Source organism: Citrobacter sp. RHBSTW-00599 (genome assembly GCF_013784065.1).
Lineage (GTDB): Bacteria > Pseudomonadota > Gammaproteobacteria > Enterobacterales > Enterobacteriaceae > Citrobacter > Citrobacter braakii.
This window is the reverse complement of record NZ_CP056717.1, coordinates 3,603,946-3,619,185: the sequence shown is the minus strand read 5'-3', so window position 1 is coordinate 3,619,185 and position 15,240 is coordinate 3,603,946. Positions and strand designations below refer to the sequence as shown.

Annotated in this window: 13 protein-coding genes; 2 read left to right on the top strand and 11 right to left on the bottom strand. The window is 53.3% G+C overall.

Annotation, left to right across the window (positions count from 1 at the left end; all coding sequences use genetic code 11):
- Positions 1-4: 4 nt before the first annotated feature.
- The gene (leuS, locus tag HV243_RS17840) at positions 5-2,587 is read right to left on the bottom strand and encodes a leucine--tRNA ligase (RefSeq protein WP_100250034.1); all 2,583 of its coding nucleotides are present in this window, start codon (positions 2,585-2,587) and stop codon (positions 5-7) included.
- 235 nt (positions 2,588-2,822) lie between these two features.
- Between leuS and HV243_RS17835 the strand changes: the two genes are divergently transcribed.
- Positions 2,823-3,305: a zinc ribbon-containing protein gene (locus tag HV243_RS17835; RefSeq protein ID WP_003022748.1), complete on the top strand. Its 483-nt coding sequence runs from the start codon at positions 2,823-2,825 to the stop codon at positions 3,303-3,305.
- A 45-nt stretch (positions 3,306-3,350) separates the two neighbouring features.
- On the opposite strand, the gene rihA is transcribed toward HV243_RS17835, so the two are convergent.
- The 10 genes from rihA to miaB all read right to left on the bottom strand — a co-directional run bounded on the left by rihA (position 3,351) and on the right by miaB (position 13,833).
- Positions 3,351-4,286, bottom strand: coding sequence for a pyrimidine-specific ribonucleoside hydrolase RihA (rihA, locus tag HV243_RS17830; RefSeq protein WP_149330246.1), 936 nt, complete (start codon positions 4,284-4,286; stop codon positions 3,351-3,353).
- 116 nt (positions 4,287-4,402) lie between these two features.
- Entirely contained in the window at positions 4,403-5,128 is a 726-nt protein-coding gene (gene gltL / locus HV243_RS17825; RefSeq protein ID WP_003022754.1) for a glutamate/aspartate ABC transporter ATP-binding protein GltL, read from the bottom strand.
- A complete protein-coding gene (gene gltK, locus HV243_RS17820; protein ID WP_003022757.1) occupies positions 5,128-5,802 on the bottom strand; it encodes a glutamate/aspartate ABC transporter permease GltK in 675 nt (224 codons plus the stop codon). The genes gltL and gltK overlap by 1 nt, the downstream gene beginning before the upstream one ends.
- Positions 5,802-6,542 carry a glutamate/aspartate ABC transporter permease GltJ gene (gene gltJ, locus HV243_RS17815; protein WP_053388590.1) on the bottom strand — a complete coding sequence of 247 codons (741 nt, stop codon included), beginning with the start codon at positions 6,540-6,542 and terminating at the stop codon, positions 5,802-5,804. The genes gltK and gltJ overlap by 1 nt, the downstream gene beginning before the upstream one ends.
- Positions 6,543-6,830: 288 nt before the next feature.
- On the bottom strand, positions 6,831-7,739 hold the full coding sequence (gltI, locus tag HV243_RS17810) for a glutamate/aspartate ABC transporter substrate-binding protein GltI (RefSeq protein ID WP_016152242.1): 909 nt from the start codon (positions 7,737-7,739) through the stop codon (positions 6,831-6,833).
- A gap of 357 nt (positions 7,740-8,096) precedes the next feature.
- Positions 8,097-9,635: an apolipoprotein N-acyltransferase gene (gene lnt, locus HV243_RS17805; protein WP_053388591.1), complete on the bottom strand. Its 1,539-nt coding sequence runs from the start codon at positions 9,633-9,635 to the stop codon at positions 8,097-8,099.
- 24 nt (positions 9,636-9,659) lie between these two features.
- Positions 9,660-10,538 carry a CNNM family magnesium/cobalt transport protein CorC gene (corC, locus tag HV243_RS17800; protein WP_005121418.1) on the bottom strand — a complete coding sequence of 293 codons (879 nt, stop codon included), beginning with the start codon at positions 10,536-10,538 and terminating at the stop codon, positions 9,660-9,662.
- 162 nt (positions 10,539-10,700) lie between these two features.
- Positions 10,701-11,168, bottom strand: a complete 468-nt coding sequence (ybeY, locus tag HV243_RS17795; protein WP_003835559.1) for an rRNA maturation RNase YbeY — start codon at positions 11,166-11,168, stop codon at positions 10,701-10,703.
- A complete protein-coding gene (locus tag HV243_RS17790; protein ID WP_019076268.1) occupies positions 11,165-12,211 on the bottom strand; it encodes a PhoH family protein in 1,047 nt (348 codons plus the stop codon). Before HV243_RS17790 ends, ybeY begins: the two co-directional genes overlap by 4 nt.
- A gap of 191 nt (positions 12,212-12,402) precedes the next feature.
- Entirely contained in the window at positions 12,403-13,833 is a 1,431-nt protein-coding gene (gene miaB, locus HV243_RS17785) for a tRNA (N6-isopentenyl adenosine(37)-C2)-methylthiotransferase MiaB (protein ID WP_016152245.1), read from the bottom strand.
- A 145-nt stretch (positions 13,834-13,978) separates the two neighbouring features.
- Between miaB and ubiF the strand changes: the two genes are divergently transcribed.
- Positions 13,979-15,154: a 3-demethoxyubiquinol 3-hydroxylase gene (gene ubiF / locus HV243_RS17780; protein ID WP_053388592.1), complete on the top strand. Its 1,176-nt coding sequence runs from the start codon at positions 13,979-13,981 to the stop codon at positions 15,152-15,154.
- Positions 15,155-15,240: the final 86 nt, after the last annotated feature.

Sequence of the window (15,240 nt, the reverse complement as noted above, 5' to 3'; positions counted from 1 at the left end):
GCGCTTAGCCAACGACCAGATTGAGGAGTTTACCCGGTACATAAATCACTTTACGTACGGTAACGCCATCAAGATATTTTGCCACCAGATGCTCCTGGCCAGCACGTTCACGAACCTGCTCTTCAGTGGCGTTTACCGGAACGGTGATTTTGCCACGTACTTTGCCGTTTACCTGAACTACAACCAGCGTTGAGTCTTCAACCATTGCTGCTTCGTCCGCCACCGGCCACGGCGCGTTGTCGATATCGCCTTCGCCATTCAGCGCCTGCCACAGGGTGAAGCAAACGTGTGGGGTGAACGGGTTAAGCATGCGTACAACAGCCAGCAATGCTTCCTGCATCAGGGCTCTGTCCTGCTCGTCTGCCTGCGGTGCTTTCGCCAGCTTGTTCATCAGCTCCATAATCGCCGCAATCGCGGTGTTAAAGGTCTGACGACGACCGATATCATCGGTGACTTTAGCAATGGTTTTATGCACGTCGCGACGCAGCGCTTTTTGATCTTCGCTCAACACATCAACGTTCAGGGCAGCAACATCTCCCTGGGACGTATGTTCGTAAACCAGTTTCCAGACACGTTTCAGGAAGCGGTTCGCCCCTTCAACGCCGGATTCCTGCCATTCCAGCGTCATATCAGCCGGAGAAGCGAACATCATGAACAGACGTACGGTGTCGGCGCCGTAGCGTTCAACCATGACCTGCGGGTCGATACCGTTATTTTTCGACTTGGACATCTTGCTCATGCCGGTATACACCAGTTCATGGCCTTCTGCGTCCTTAGCCTTAACGATGCGACCTTTTTCGTCACGCTCAACGATGGCATCAACCGGAGAAACCCAGTTACGTTCGCCGTTGGCGCCAACGTAGTAGAACGCATCGGCCAGAACCATCCCCTGACACAGCAGCTGTTTAGCTGGTTCATCAGAGTTGACCATGCCTGCGTCGCGCATCAGTTTGTGGAAGAAGCGGAAGTAGAGCAGGTGCATGATGGCGTGTTCAATACCGCCAATGTAGATATCAACCGGCAGCCAGTAGTTCGCCGCGTCGGAATCCAGCATACCTTCCTGATACTGCGGGCAGGTGTAGCGCGCGTAGTACCAGGACGACTCCATAAAGGTATCGAAGGTGTCAGTTTCACGCAGCGCAGGCATACCGTTAACGGTGGTTTTCGCCCACTCCGGATCGGCTTTGATTGGGCTGGTAATGCCGTCCATGACTACGTCTTCCGGCAAAATAACCGGCAGTTGGTCTTCTGGCGTTGGCAGGACGGTACCGTCTTCCAGCGTCACCATCGGAATCGGCGCGCCCCAGTAACGCTGACGGGAAACACCCCAGTCACGCAGACGATAGTTAACTTTACGCTCACCCACGCCTTTAGCTACCAGCTTGTCAGCAATAGCGTTGAAGGCCGCTTCGAAGTCGAGGCCGTCAAACTCACCGGAGTTAAACAGCACGCCTTTTTCGGTCAGCGCTTGTTCAGACAGATCCGGCTCTGCGCCTTCAGCGGTCAGAATTACCGGCTTGATGGTCAGGCCATATTTGGTCGCAAATTCGTAATCGCGCTGATCGTGACCCGGAACGGCCATAACTGCGCCTGTACCGTATTCCATCAGCACGAAGTTTGCCGCCCAAACCGGGATCTCTTCGCCAGTCAGCGGGTGAACGGCTTTGAAACCAGTGTCGACGCCTTTCTTCTCCATGGTCGCCATTTCGGCTTCAGCAACCTTGGTGTTGCGGCATTCGTCAATGAAGGCAGCCAATTCTGGGTTATTTTCAGCGGCTTTCTGCGCCAGCGGATGACCTGCAGCAACCGCCAGGTAGGTCGCACCCATAAAGGTGTCCGGGCGTGTGGTGTAGACGGTCAGCGTGTTGTCGTAATTGTTCACATCGAAGGTGATTTCCACGCCTTCAGAGCGGCCAATCCAGTTGCGCTGCATCGTTTTCACGGTGTCAGGCCAGTGATCCAGATTATCCAGGTCGCGCAGCAGTTCGTCAGCGTAAGCGGTGATTTTGATGAACCACTGCGGGATCTCTTTACGCTCAACTTTGGTATCGCAACGCCAGCAGCAGCCGTCGATAACCTGTTCGTTCGCCAGTACGGTCTGGTCGTTCGGGCACCAGTTAACGGCAGACGTTTTCTTGTACACCAGCCCTTTTTTGTACAGCTCGGTGAAGAACTTCTGTTCCCAGCGGTAGTATTCCGGGGTGCAGGTTGCCAGCTCACGGCTCCAGTCGTAACCGAAACCCAGCATTTTGAGCTGGTTTTTCATGTAAGCGATGTTGTCGTACGTCCAAGGCGCGGGGGCGGTATTGTTTTTGACCGCTGCACCTTCCGCCGGCAGACCGAACGCATCCCAGCCGATTGGCTGTAATACGTTTTTGCCCAGCATGCGCTGATAGCGGGCAATCACGTCGCCGATGGTGTAGTTACGGACGTGGCCCATGTGTAGTCGACCAGAAGGATAGGGAAGCATAGACAGGCAGTAATACTTCTCTTTGCTCTCGTCTTCGGTAACTTCAAATGTGCGCTTCTCATCCCAGTGAAGCTGTACTTTGGATTCTATCTCTTCCGGGCGGTATTGCTCTTGCATGGCAGCCAGTGGTCCTGTTTTCAATACAGCTACAAACGTAGCTCTAGATGTGGTGTTTTAGATCCGCATAGCATAGCCCAAACGCCCGCGCCAAAACAGCCTTTCGCGCATTCAACGTTGAATTCCCGTAAGGATAATTCTTGCACGAATTTACACACTCTGTGGACAGTCTTGCAAAGCGTAGCGTAAATAACGTCTATTATTATAGACAGTTAACGACCCAGGAGGCGAAGCGATGAACAAGGTTGCTCAATATTACCGTGAACTGGTGGCTTCACTGAGTGAACGCCTGCGTAATGGCGAACGCGATATTGATGCGTTGGTGGAACAGGCGCGTCAGCGCGTTATGCAGACCGGGGAGTTAACGCGCACCGAGGTGGAAGAGCTCACCCGGGCCGTCAGACGCGATCTGGAAGAGTTTGCTCTGAGCTATGAAGAAAGCCTCGATGAGGAGACCGACAGCGTCTTTATGCGGGTTATCAAAGAGAGTATCTGGCAGGAACTGGCCGATATTACCGATAAAACGCAGCTCGAATGGCGCGAAGTGTTCCAGGACCTCAGCCATCACGGGGTTTATCACAGCGGCGAGGTGGTCGGGTTGGGCAATCTGGTCTGCGAGAAGTGCCACTTCCATTTAGCGGTGTACACTCCTGACGTGCTGCCGCTATGCCCGAAATGCGGACACGATCAGTTCCAGCGTCGACCGTTTGAGCCGTGATAATGTTGCCGGATGCGACGCGCTGCGTCTTATCCGGCCTACGCATTAGGCGTAAAACTTCAACCGTTCTGCCAGCAGATCGACAAAACCTTCGCGATCCACGTCCACCATTACGGTGGCGTTTGGCTTATTGCCGCTCAGGAAGTAGTAGTCAACCACGGTCATTCCCTGGGTGTATTTGCCCTGAGTTTCCACACCAACCCAGCGTTCAACGGTGGTAAACAGTTCAGGTTTCAGCAGCCAGGCAATGGTGCATGGATCGTGCAGCGGCGCGCCAATGAATCCCCATTTTTCATCTTTGTGATATTCAAAGAAGAAGTCGAGTAGTTCAGCAACGATTGTCGAAATGGGATTGCCGATAGCGCGGAACCGTTCGGTATCTTCACGATGTATTTGCGCTTTATGCGTGACATCCAGTCCAGCCATCACCACCGGAATGCCCGACTGGAACACGATCTCAGCGGCTTCTGGATCCACGAAGATGTTGAACTCGGCGGCGGGCGTCCAGTTTCCGAGGCCCATTGCACCACCCATGATCACGATACGGGCAATTTTGGTGTGCAGTTCAGGATGGCTATTCAGTAGCAATGCCACGTTAGTTTGCGGCCCGGTGGAGACAATCGTCACCGGTTCCTGACTGTTACGCAGGGTTTTCGCCATCAATTCCACGGCGGTACAGTCCTGTGGAGCAAAAGCGGGTTCAGGCAGCGCTGGGCCATCAAGCCCGCTCTCACCGTGGACGTTATCGGCAATTATCAGGTCGCGCATCAGCGGTTTGACTGCGCCACCGGCCACTGGGATATCCGTGCGGTTGAGCAACGTTAACATACGCAATACGTTACGCAGCGTTTTGTCGGGGGTCTGGTTACCGGCAGAGGAGGTTATCGCTTTCACATCCAGTTCAGGTGAAGCGAGGGCGAGAACAATTGCGATAGCGTCGTCATGACCTGGATCGCAATCAAACAGGATAGGAAGTGCCATTGTTGCTCCTTGTAAGTGGGACTTTGTGACAAGGTTAACGCTGGGCTGTGCCTGTTTCGAGAAGTGAAGAGATAAATCGTGAGGTGGCGCGCACATGGAGGTGCGCGCCAGCAAAATTAGTGCAGGATTTTCGCGAGGAAGTCTTTGGCACGGTCTGATTTTGGATTAGCGAAGAACTCTTCTTTCGGTGAGTCTTCAACAATCTTCCCTTCATCCATGAAGATCACCCGGTTCGCCACTTTACGCGCAAAGCCCATTTCGTGGGTAACCACCATCATGGTCATCCCTTCATTGGCCAGTTCAACCATGACGTCCAGTACTTCGTTGATCATTTCTGGGTCGAGCGCTGACGTCGGTTCGTCAAATAGCATGGCGATAGGATCCATGCACAGCGCCCGGGCGATGGCGACACGCTGTTGCTGGCCCCCGGAGAGCTGAGCTGGAAACTTCTCGGCATGCGCTGACAGACCAACGCGTTCCAGTAACTTTTGCGCTTTGTCGCGGGCCGGCTTTTTATCGCGTTTAAGCACTTTTACCTGCGCCAGAGTCAGGTTCTCAATAATCGACAGATGCGGGAACAGTTCAAAGTGCTGGAACACCATGCCAACGCGAGAGCGCAGTTTGGCCAGATCGGTCTTTTTATCATTCACCACGGTACCATCAACGGTGATGACGCCCTGTTGTACCGGCTCCAGCCCGTTCACCGTTTTGATAAGCGTTGATTTACCTGAACCTGACGGGCCGCAGACCACCACCACTTCACCTTTTTTCACTTCCGTGGAGCAGTCGGTCAGCACCTGAAAGTGACCATACCATTTAGAAACATTTTTCAGGGTAATCATTAAACTGTCCTTTTCTTCAAATAGCTGACCAACAACGATGCGCTCAGACTGAATACAAAATAAACGGCGCCAGCAAACAGGATCATTTCAACCTGCGTGCCGTCACGCTCGCCAATGGTGGAGGCGGTACGGAAGAAGTCTGCCAGACTCAATACATAGACCAGCGAGGTATCCTGGAAGAGCACGATGCCCTGGGTAAGCAGCAGCGGCACCATCGCGCGAAATGCCTGCGGCAGAATGATGAGCTTCATCGACTGCCAATGGGTCATCCCCAGCGCCAGCGCGGCACTGGACTGCCCGCGAGAAATACTCTGGATACCGGCGCGGATAATCTCGGAATAGTACGCGGCTTCAAACATCGAAAATGCGACCATCGCTGAGATCAGGCGAATATCGGTTTTTGGCGACAGACCCAGCACGTTTTGCAGGAAGCCGGGCACAATCAGGTAGAACCACAGCAGCACCATCACCAGCGGAATGGAGCGGAATACGTTGACGTAGCCCTTCGCAAACCAGGCAATTGGCGCGAAGCTGGACAGACGCATTACCGCAAGGATGGTCCCCCAGACGATACCAATGACGACTGCCGTGACGGTGATTTTCAGCGTGATGATCAGCCCATCCAGCAGATACGGCAGGGAAGGGACGATAGAACTCCAGTCAAATTCGTACATTATTTGCCTCCCAAATTGCCAGGCAGGCGGATTTTGCGTTCGACGAGATTCATCACCAGCATGATGATGGCGTTAATCAGTACGTAGGCCAGAGTGATGGCCGTAAACGATTCCCATGCGTGGGCGGAGTAATCCAGTAGTTTTCCCGCTTGCGCAGCCATATCGACCAGGCCGATAGTGGAGGCGATCGCGGAGTTCTTTACCAGGTTCATCATCTCCGAGGTCATTGGCGGAACAATCACGCGGTAAGCGTTTGGCAGCAGAACATAGCGGTAGGCCTGCGGCAACGTCAGCCCCATCGCCAGCGCGGCATTTTTCTGCCCGCGAGGCAGAGACTGAATAGCGGCACGAACCTGTTCGCAGACGCGCGCAGCGGTAAACAGCCCCAGACAAAGCATGGATGAGAGGAAGAACTGAATGTTGGGATCCAGTTCTGACTTAAACCACATCCCGATGTTTTCCGGCAGCAGTTCAGGAATGACCAGATACCAGGTAAAAAACTGGACAATGAGCGGAACGTTACGAAACAGCTCGACGTACAGCGTTCCGATCCCGGAAAGGAAACGATTTGGTACGGTACGTAAGATGCCGAATAAAGAGCCGATGAGGAAAGCGATAACCCAGGCGGTGATAGATAACGCGACAGTGACCTGGAAACCACTCCAGAGCCAGCCGAGATAGGTGGTGTTGCCGAACGGGGCTTGTTGTAAAAAAATACCCCAGTTCCAGTCTATAGACATAAATCTACTCCAGAAAAAAAAGGGTAGCAGCGCTACCCCCGAAGATTGTTATTCAGCGTTTTGCGGTTTTCAGGCCTGATGGGGAACGACCATCAGGCTTATAGTCTGTCCGTGCTGAGTAGCAATCGAGAGGGAGGGGAAGCCTCCCTGATTACACTTCATCCTTCAAGATATCTCGTTGTTGGCTGCCTTTATTCATCCCGGTTACTTACTCATGTAAGCGCCCGGGAATTCGCTCAGTTGCCGCCTCGATATAACTTGAAAGGTTTTGTGTACTCTTCTAATTAATTAGTTAAGCGCTTTATCATTCGGTTCTTTGAACAGGGCTTTCATCTCGTCTGACAGTTCGAAATTCATGTTCAGGTTCTTCGGTGGAATTGGATTTTTAAACCACTTATCAAACCATTTCTCAGCTTCGCCTGAGGTCTGCGCCTTGGCGATAGTGTCATCCATCAGCTTTTTGAACTGAGGGTCATCTTTACGCAGCATGCAGCCGTAAGCTTCCTGAGACTGTGGCTTGCCGACGATCTCCCAGTTGTCTGGTTTCTTCGCCTTCGCGCGCTCGCCAGCCAGCAGGGCGTCATCCATCATAAAGGCAACGGCGCGGCCGCTTTCCAGAGTACGGAAAGAGTCACCGTGGTCTTTCGCGCTGATGATGCGCATATCCATTTTTTGTTCTTCATTCAGCTTGTGCAGCAGCACCTCTGAGGTGGTACCCGAAGTCACGACTACGGCTTTACCTTTCAGATCGGCGAAATCTTTGACGTCGCCGCCTTTTTTCGCCAGCAGACGAGTACCAACAACGAAAATGGTGTCAGAGAAAGCCGCTTGTTTTTGGCGCTCGACGTTGTTGGTGGTGGAGCCACATTCAAAGTCGAAGGTGCCGTTTTGCAGCAGCGGGATACGGTTTTGTGAAGTAATCGGGATCAGTTTCACCTGCAGGTCAGGCTTGTTCAGCTTTTTCTTCACGGCTTCAACGATCGCGTTGGAGTAATCCTGTGAATAACCGACCACTTTTTGCTGGTTATCGTAGTAAGAAAACGGTACCGATGATTCACGGTGGCCGACCACAATCACGCCGTTTTTGGCGATCTTGTCCAGCGTGCTGCCTGCCGCTGGTGCTGCGTCTTCTGCGTGCGCCAGACCGGCGGACATTCCCATGACCAGCATGGCAGTGGCGAGCTTACGTAATTGCATATCCAACTCCTTTATCGTCTGCGCCAGGGACGCATTGATACCCATTGTGATGTTGTTATTGTTTGCTACTAAAACGTGCAGTCTTGTATATGTTTGTTAACATTTAGTTTGGATGAATGTAAAGAATTTGCTGTTTTATTGTTTATTTTTGCGAGGTGCGCCGCACCATTTGGGGGCAAAAATATCTTGTTGCACTTTTCAGGTGCTACCGGCGCTCAACGTTGGTGCGACCAGGTTGCACATTCAGCCAAAACTGCATTTGTCTTGTAGAACAAAGCAATAGACGTGCCAGAATGGGGAGCGGGAAATGTTTTGTGGGCCGGATAAGCGAAACGTTATCCGGCCAGGAAAGGAAGGTTACTTACGACGTTGGCGCAGGTTCATTACCACTGCACCAAAGCCAAACAGCGCGGTCAGCAGCCAGAGCGGCCAGTTACCGGTACGGGCATAAGGGGTTAAGCCCGTTGTTGGCGTCACGCTGGTGGTCAGGACCTGGCGGGTAAACTGCGGGATCATCGCCTGAATCTCACCCTGTGGACCAATCACCGCCGTAATACCGTTGTTGGTGCTACGCAGCAGAGGGCGCGCCAGCTCGAGGGAACGCATACGCGCCATCTGGAAGTGCTGCCACGGGCCGATGGATTTACCAAACCATGCATCGTTGGAAATCGTCAGCAGGTAGTCCGTATCCGGGCGGAAATTATCCCGTACCTGTTCGCCAAGAATGATTTCATAGCAGATGGCAGCCGTCAGCTTAAAGCCGTGCGCATGCAGTTGTGGCTGCACATAAGGCCCACGGCTGAAAGACGACATTGGCAGATCAAAGAACGGCGCTAACGGGCGCAGGATCGATTCCAGCGGGACGAACTCGCCAAACGGTACCAGATGGTTTTTGTTGTAGCGGTTGCTGGAGTCGTAACTGTACGGGCTGTCTTTACCCAGCGTGATGATGGTGTTGTAGGTGTCGTAACGATTCTGCTTGTTCAGACGTGCGTCAACGATACCGGTAATCAGCGTGCTGTTTTTCGATCTCAGCAGGTCATCCATCATGCCCAGAAAACGCTGCTGATTAATTTCCAGGTCCGGAATAGCGGATTCTGGCCAGATGATCAGCTGTGATTTGCCCATCTCAGGCTGGGTGGCGTCGAGATAAATCTTCAGGGTGTTGAGTAACTGACCTTCATCCCATTTGAGCGACTGCGGAATGTCACCCTGCACCATCGAAACCTGAGTGGTTTTTTCCGGCTCAAGCGCGTACCACTGGATATAGCGCAGCGGAAAGGGCAGAGCAAAGAGCACTAGCGCGGCAATCAGCGGCTTCCAGTTACGCGTCACCAGCGCCAGCGCCAGCAGGCCACTAACCACCATCAGCAGGAAGTTAATCGCCTCAACGCCCATCACCGGAGCCAGCCCTTTTAACGGACCGTCGATCTGACTGTAGCCGAACTGTAGCCACGGGAAGCCGGTCAGTACCCAGCCGCGCAGGAATTCGGTTATTTGCCAGACGACCGGCGCGGCAATCGCCACGCGTACCCAGGTGGTTTTCGGCCACAGACGCGCCAACACGCCGGCAAACAGGCCGGTGTAGAGGGAAAGGTATGCGGCAAGCAGAACCACGAGGAACACATTAATGGGGCCCGGCATACCGCCAAACTGCGCGATGCTGACGTAAACCCAGTTGATGCCGGAGCCAAACAGCCCCAATCCCCAGAAGTAGCCGATTGCGGCAGACTGGAGCGGGCGGCGATTGAAGGTAAGAGCCTGCAAGCCCATCAGTGAAACGATCGCAGCGGGCCAGATGTCATACGGAGAGAAAGCCAGCGTCCCGCAGGCACCGAATAATAACGCCAGCAGCAGGCGAATGCGCTGGCGTTCAATTAATGGGGCAAATGCCATGTAGTCTTAGATCCAGTTTCGGGTTTATTCGTCCAGTTTGGGCTGGGGTGAGTCGTCCGGAATTCTGACATGAACCTGAATAATACGACGGCTGTCGGCCATTGCCACTTTGAACTGGTAACCATCAATGTCGATAGTCTCCCCGCGCGCGGGCAGATGACCAAAGGCCTGCATGACCAGCCCGCCGATGGTATCTACTTCTTCGTCGCTAAAATGGGTACCGAAAGCGTCGTTGAAGTCTTCGATCGGCGCCAGAGCGCGAATGGTCCAGGTGTGGCGACTAAGCTGACGGAAATCGATATCGTCTTCTTCGTCGTACTCATCTTCAATTTCACCCACGATCAGTTCAAGGATGTCCTCAATGGTCACCAGACCTGAGACACCGCCGAATTCGTCGATGACGATAGCCATATGATAACGCTGGGAGCGGAACTCTTTCAGCATGCGGTCAACTCGCTTGCTTTCAGGTACGACAACCGCCTGGCGTAACACTTTCTCCATGCTGAAGGCTTCGGCATCGCTGCGCATAAACGGCAGCAGATCTTTGGCCATCAGAATCCCTTCAATGTGATCTTTGTCTTCGCTGATCACCGGGAAACGCGAGTGGGCAGACTCGATAATGACATCGAGACATTCGTCCAGGGTCTGGTTGCGTTTCAGGGTAATCATCTGAGAGCGAGGGATCATGATGTCGCGCACGCGTTGGTCCGCAATATCCATCACCCCTTCGAGCATATCGCGCGTATCTTCATCGATAAGGTCGTTTTGCCCGGAATCACGGATCAGCTCCAACAGTTCGTCGCGGTTTTTTGGTTCACCGTGGAAAAGTTGGCTCAGTAACAGGGAGAAAAATCCCTTTTTGCTGTTTAAGGTGTCACTACTGTGTGAATTGTCGTCGCTCATGGCGTCGTATGGGTTCTCTTGTTAGTTAATACAAAGCTCGTCATGCGTATATTCAGCTGTTGACGGCATGTCTCTTCATCGTACTTCAAACCAGGTAAGCCGGATAAGGCGCAATACCTGATGGCGGCTGCGCCTTATCAGGCTTACAAGATTTCGAAATGCTTATTCTTTCTCGGCAATGTACGGATCCTCATAGCCCAGAGCAAGCATAATCTCTGTTTCGAGGGATTCCATCTCTTCCGCTTCATCGTCTTCGATATGGTCGTAACCGAGTAAATGCAGGCTACCGTGCACCACCATATGCGCCCAGTGGGCCTCAAGCGGTTTGCCTTGTTCCTGCGCTTCTTTCTCGACTACCTGACGGCAGATGATCAAATCGCCCAGCAGCGGCATTTCAATGCCCGGCGGGGCTTCAAACGGGAAAGAGAGTACGTTGGTTGATTTATCTTTCCCGCGATAGGTCAGGTTCAGCTCGTGGCTTTCCGCGTCATCGACCAGACGAATGGTAACTTCAGACTCTTCCTGAAACTGTGGGATCACCGCATCCAGCCAACCCTGAAACTGACTTTCTGTTGGTAAACCGGATTCGTCTTCGCATGCCAGCTGTAAATCGAGAATAACCTGACTCATTTTTGTTCCTGCTCCTGAGCTTCGCGCTTGCGTTCTGCAGCCAGCTCGGCTTTGCGTTTCTGTTCTGCTTCTTCCCAGGCTTCATACGCCGTGACGATACGAGCGACCACCGGGTGGCGAACCACGTCTTCGCTATGGAAGAAATTAAAACTAATTTCGTCGACTTCAGCCAGCACTTCAATGGCATGACGCAGACCGGATTTGGTGCTTCGCGGCAGGTCAATCTGGGTGATATCGCCGGTGATAACCGCTTTGGAGTTAAAGCCGATACGGGTCAGGAACATTTTCATCTGTTCGATGGTGGTGTTCTGGCTCTCATCAAGAATGATGAACGCATCGTTTAACGTACGACCGCGCATGTAGGCCAGCGGCGCAACTTCAATGACGTTACGCTCAATCAGCTTTTCGACCTTCTCAAACCCGAGCATTTCGAACAGTGCGTCATACAGCGGTCGTAAGTAGGGATCGACTTTCTGGCTGAGGTCACCCGGCAGGAAGCCGAGTTTTTCGCCCGCTTCCACTGCCGGGCGGGTCAGCAGAATTCGACGGATCTCCTGACGCTCAAGCGCATCGACCGCAGCGGCAACCGCAAGATACGTTTTACCTGTACCCGCAGGGCCAACGCCAAAGGTGATGTCGTGGTCGAGGATATTCGCAATGTATTGTGCCTGGTTCGGCGTACGCGGCTTAATTACCCCGCGCTTGGTTTTGATGTTCACCGCTTTGCCAAATTCCGGCACGCTGTCTGCGCTTTGCTCAAGCACTCGCGCTTCTTTAATTGCCAGATGAATTTGTTCAGGCTCAATGTCCTGCGTCTGACCACGCATTGGGGCAGTATCGACGTACAGGCTACGTAAAATATCTGCCGCCGCGGTGACGCAAATTGGGCGACCGGTCAGCTTAAAGTGGTTATCACGGCGGTTAATTTCGATGCCGAGGCGACGTTCCAGCTGCTTGATGTTGTCATCAAATGGGCCGCAAAGGCTCAACAGGCGGGCATTGTCTGCGGGTTCAAGGGTGATTTCACGAGTGTCTATGTTCAAACTGTTCCTCTTTTGCATGTCTTGCCGGACGCTGAACATTTACCGGCATCTAAGGAAATTATTCACGCCATGGGGGAAAGGCGCAAGCATTGCGATAAATATGGGGATGATGAGGTAGATTACAAGGCCCGCCGGGGCAGCGAGCCCAGAAGAGTAAGCCCGATAAGCGTAGCGCCATCGGGCATTGAAGATTAAGGCTGATAAATACCGACGCCCAGATCGTTTTCTTTGCGGGTACGCGCAATAACCGACTCAGGGGATTCAGCGATGCGCAGACCCATTTCGTCTTCGGTGCGCACCACTTTACCGCGCAGGGAGTTCGTCCAGACATCGGTAATTTCTACATCCACGAACTTACCGACCATCTCCGGGTTGCCTTCAAAGTTCACCACTCGGTTATTTTCGGTACGGCCAGACAGTTCCATGATGCTTTTACGCGATGTGCCTTCAACCAGAATGCGCTGGGTCGTGCCGACCATGCGACGGCTCCAGGCCATAGCTTGCTGGTTAATACGCTCTTGCAGAATATACAGGCGCTGTTTTTTCTCTTCTTCCGGCACGTCGTCAACCATATCGGCGGCAGGGGTGCCTGGACGCGCAGAGAAGATAAAGCTGTAGCTCATGTCAAAATTGACGTCTGCAATCAACTTCATGGTCTGCTCGAAATCCTGCGTGGTTTCGCCTGGGAAGCCAACGATGAAGTCGGAGCTAATCTGGATATCCGGACGCGCTGCGCGCAGTTTGCGGATGATCGCTTTATATTCCAGCGCGGTATGGGTGCGTCCCATCAGGTTCAGTACGCGATCTGAACCGCTCTGTACCGGCAGGTGCAGGAAGCTCACCAGTTCTGGCGTGTCACGATACACTTCAATGATATCATCGGTGAATTCGATCGGATGGCTGGTGGTGAAGCGGATACGGTCAATGCCATCGATCGCCGCGACCAGCCGCAGCAGATCGGCAAAAGATCCGATCGTGCCGTCGTAGTTCTCACCGCGCCAGGCGTTCACGTTTTGTCCCAGCAGGTTCACTTCACGCACGCCTTGCGCCGCAAGCTGGGCGATTTCAAACAGGATATCGTCCGCCGGACGGCTTACTTCCTCACCGCGGGTGTATGGCACCACGCAGTAAGTACAATATTTATTACAACCTTCCATGATTGACACGAAAGCGCTTGGACCTTCAGCACGCGGTTCCGGTAGGCGGTCGAATTTTTCGATCTCCGGGAAACTGATATCAACCACCGGGCTACGGGTGGTACTTCCACGCACTTTGTTAATCATTTCCGGCAGACGATGCAGGGTTTGCGGCCCAAAAATAATATCGACATAGTGCGCGCGTTGGCGAATATGGTCGCCTTCCTGAGACGCAACACAGCCACCGACACCGATGATCAGCTTGGGGTTTTTCTCTTTTAACAGCTTCCAGCGGCCCAACTGATGGAAGACTTTTTCCTGAGCCTTCTCACGGATAGAGCAGGTATTCAGCAGCAGCACATCCGCTTCTTCGGCCACGTCGGTCAGTTGATACCCATGGGTGGCATCCAGCAGATCGGCCATCTTCGATGAATCGTATTCGTTCATCTGACAGCCCCAGGTTTTAATATGGAGTTTTTTGGTCATCGACTTGCTCTTGCGAAATTGTGGCTGAAATGCAGGGCGCATAGTGTACTGCTTTGGCGCGGTTGTGACCAGTATGACGGATGTCAGCCTCAAGGGGTAAAAAATCCTGTAAACTTACACAATACATGTAACAGGATAATTGACCATGACAAATCAACCAACGGAAATTGCCATTGTCGGTGGGGGGATGGTCGGCGGCGCGCTGGCGCTAGGACTGGCGCAGCATGGATTTACGGTAACGGTCATTGAACATGCCGTTCCCGCGCCGTTTGTGGCTGACGGACAGCCAGATGTCAGAATTTCGGCCATCAGCTCCGCCTCCGTGTCGTTGCTAAAAGGGCTGGGCGTCTGGGATACGGTTCAGGGGATGCGCAGCCACCCTTACCGTCGTCTGGAAACGTGGGAATGGGAAAATGCCCATGTGATGTTTGATGCCGCCGAGCTTAAGCTGCCCTTGCTGGGCTATATGGTGGAAAACACGGTCCTGCAACAGGCGCTCTGGCAGGCTCTGGACGTTCACCCCAAAGTCACGCTGCGCGTGCCTGCGTCGCTGATCTCTCTGCATCAACATAACGATCGGCATGAGCTTGAGCTGGCTGGTGGCGAAAAAATCAGCGCGAAGCTGGTCATCGGCGCCGATGGCGCAAATTCTCAGGTGCGGAAAATGGCCGGGATTGGTATCCATGCCTGGCAATATGCGCAGTCCTGTATGTTGATAACCGTACAATGCGAGAATTCGCCGGGAGACAGCACCTGGCAGCAATTCACCCCTGACGGTCCGCGCGCATTTTTACCGCTGTTTGATAACTGGGCCTCGCTGGTGTGGTACGACTCACCGGCGCGTATCCGTCAGTTGCAAGGTTTGAATATGTCGCAACTGCAGGCGGAGATCGCCAAACATTTCCCATCGCGACTCGGTAAGGTTACGCCTGTGGCAGCGGGGGCATTCCCGCTAACGCGCCGTCACGCGCTGCAATATGTGCAGCCAGGACTGGCGCTGGTGGGTGACGCCGCGCATACCATTCATCCGCTGGCGGGGCAGGGCGTTAATTTGGGGTTCCGTGATGTGGATGCGCTGATTGACGTGTTGGTGAATGCGCGCAGCTACGGTGAGTCCTGGGCAAGTCAGCCGGTGCTGAAGCGCTATCAGAACCGTCGCATGGCTGACAATTTCATCATGCAAAGCGGCATGGATCTTTTCTACGCAGGATTTAGCAACAACCTGCAGCCGCTGCGTATCATGCGTAATCTTGGGCTAATGGCCGCAGAGCGCGCCGGTATGTTGAAACGCCAGGCACTCAAGTACGCGTTAGGATTGTAATTCAGACAGGCCTACAGAGAACGTTGTAGGCCTGGTAAGCATAGCGTCATCAGGTAATAAATGCAGAAAAGCAAAAAGCTCGCCGA

What these genes read in the sequence shown, in the direction of transcription:
- corC (WP_005121418.1), bottom strand. Translation starts at nt 10,538, where the DNA reads ATGAGCGACGACAATTCACACAGTAGTGACACCTTAAACAGCAAAAAG.
- miaB (WP_016152245.1), bottom strand. Translation starts at nt 13,833, where the DNA reads ATGACCAAAAAACTCCATATTAAAACCTGGGGCTGTCAGATGAACGAA.
- gltI (WP_016152242.1), bottom strand. Translation starts at nt 7,739, where the DNA reads ATGCAATTACGTAAGCTCGCCACTGCCATGCTGGTCATGGGAATGTCC.
- lnt (WP_053388591.1), bottom strand. Translation starts at nt 9,635, where the DNA reads ATGGCATTTGCCCCATTAATTGAACGCCAGCGCATTCGCCTGCTGCTG.
- leuS (WP_100250034.1), bottom strand. Translation starts at nt 2,587, where the DNA reads ATGCAAGAGCAATACCGCCCGGAAGAGATAGAATCCAAAGTACAGCTT.
- gltJ (WP_053388590.1), bottom strand. Translation starts at nt 6,542, where the DNA reads ATGTCTATAGACTGGAACTGGGGTATTTTTTTACAACAAGCCCCGTTC.
- gltL (WP_003022754.1), bottom strand. Translation starts at nt 5,128, where the DNA reads ATGATTACCCTGAAAAATGTTTCTAAATGGTATGGTCACTTTCAGGTG.
- gltK (WP_003022757.1), bottom strand. Translation starts at nt 5,802, where the DNA reads ATGTACGAATTTGACTGGAGTTCTATCGTCCCTTCCCTGCCGTATCTG.
- rihA (WP_149330246.1), bottom strand. Translation starts at nt 4,286, where the DNA reads ATGGCACTTCCTATCCTGTTTGATTGCGATCCAGGTCATGACGACGCT.
- ybeY (WP_003835559.1), bottom strand. Translation starts at nt 11,168, where the DNA reads ATGAGTCAGGTTATTCTCGATTTACAGCTGGCATGCGAAGACGAATCC.
- ubiF (WP_053388592.1), top strand. Translation starts at nt 13,979, where the DNA reads ATGACAAATCAACCAACGGAAATTGCCATTGTCGGTGGGGGGATGGTC.
- HV243_RS17835 (WP_003022748.1), top strand. Translation starts at nt 2,823, where the DNA reads ATGAACAAGGTTGCTCAATATTACCGTGAACTGGTGGCTTCACTGAGT.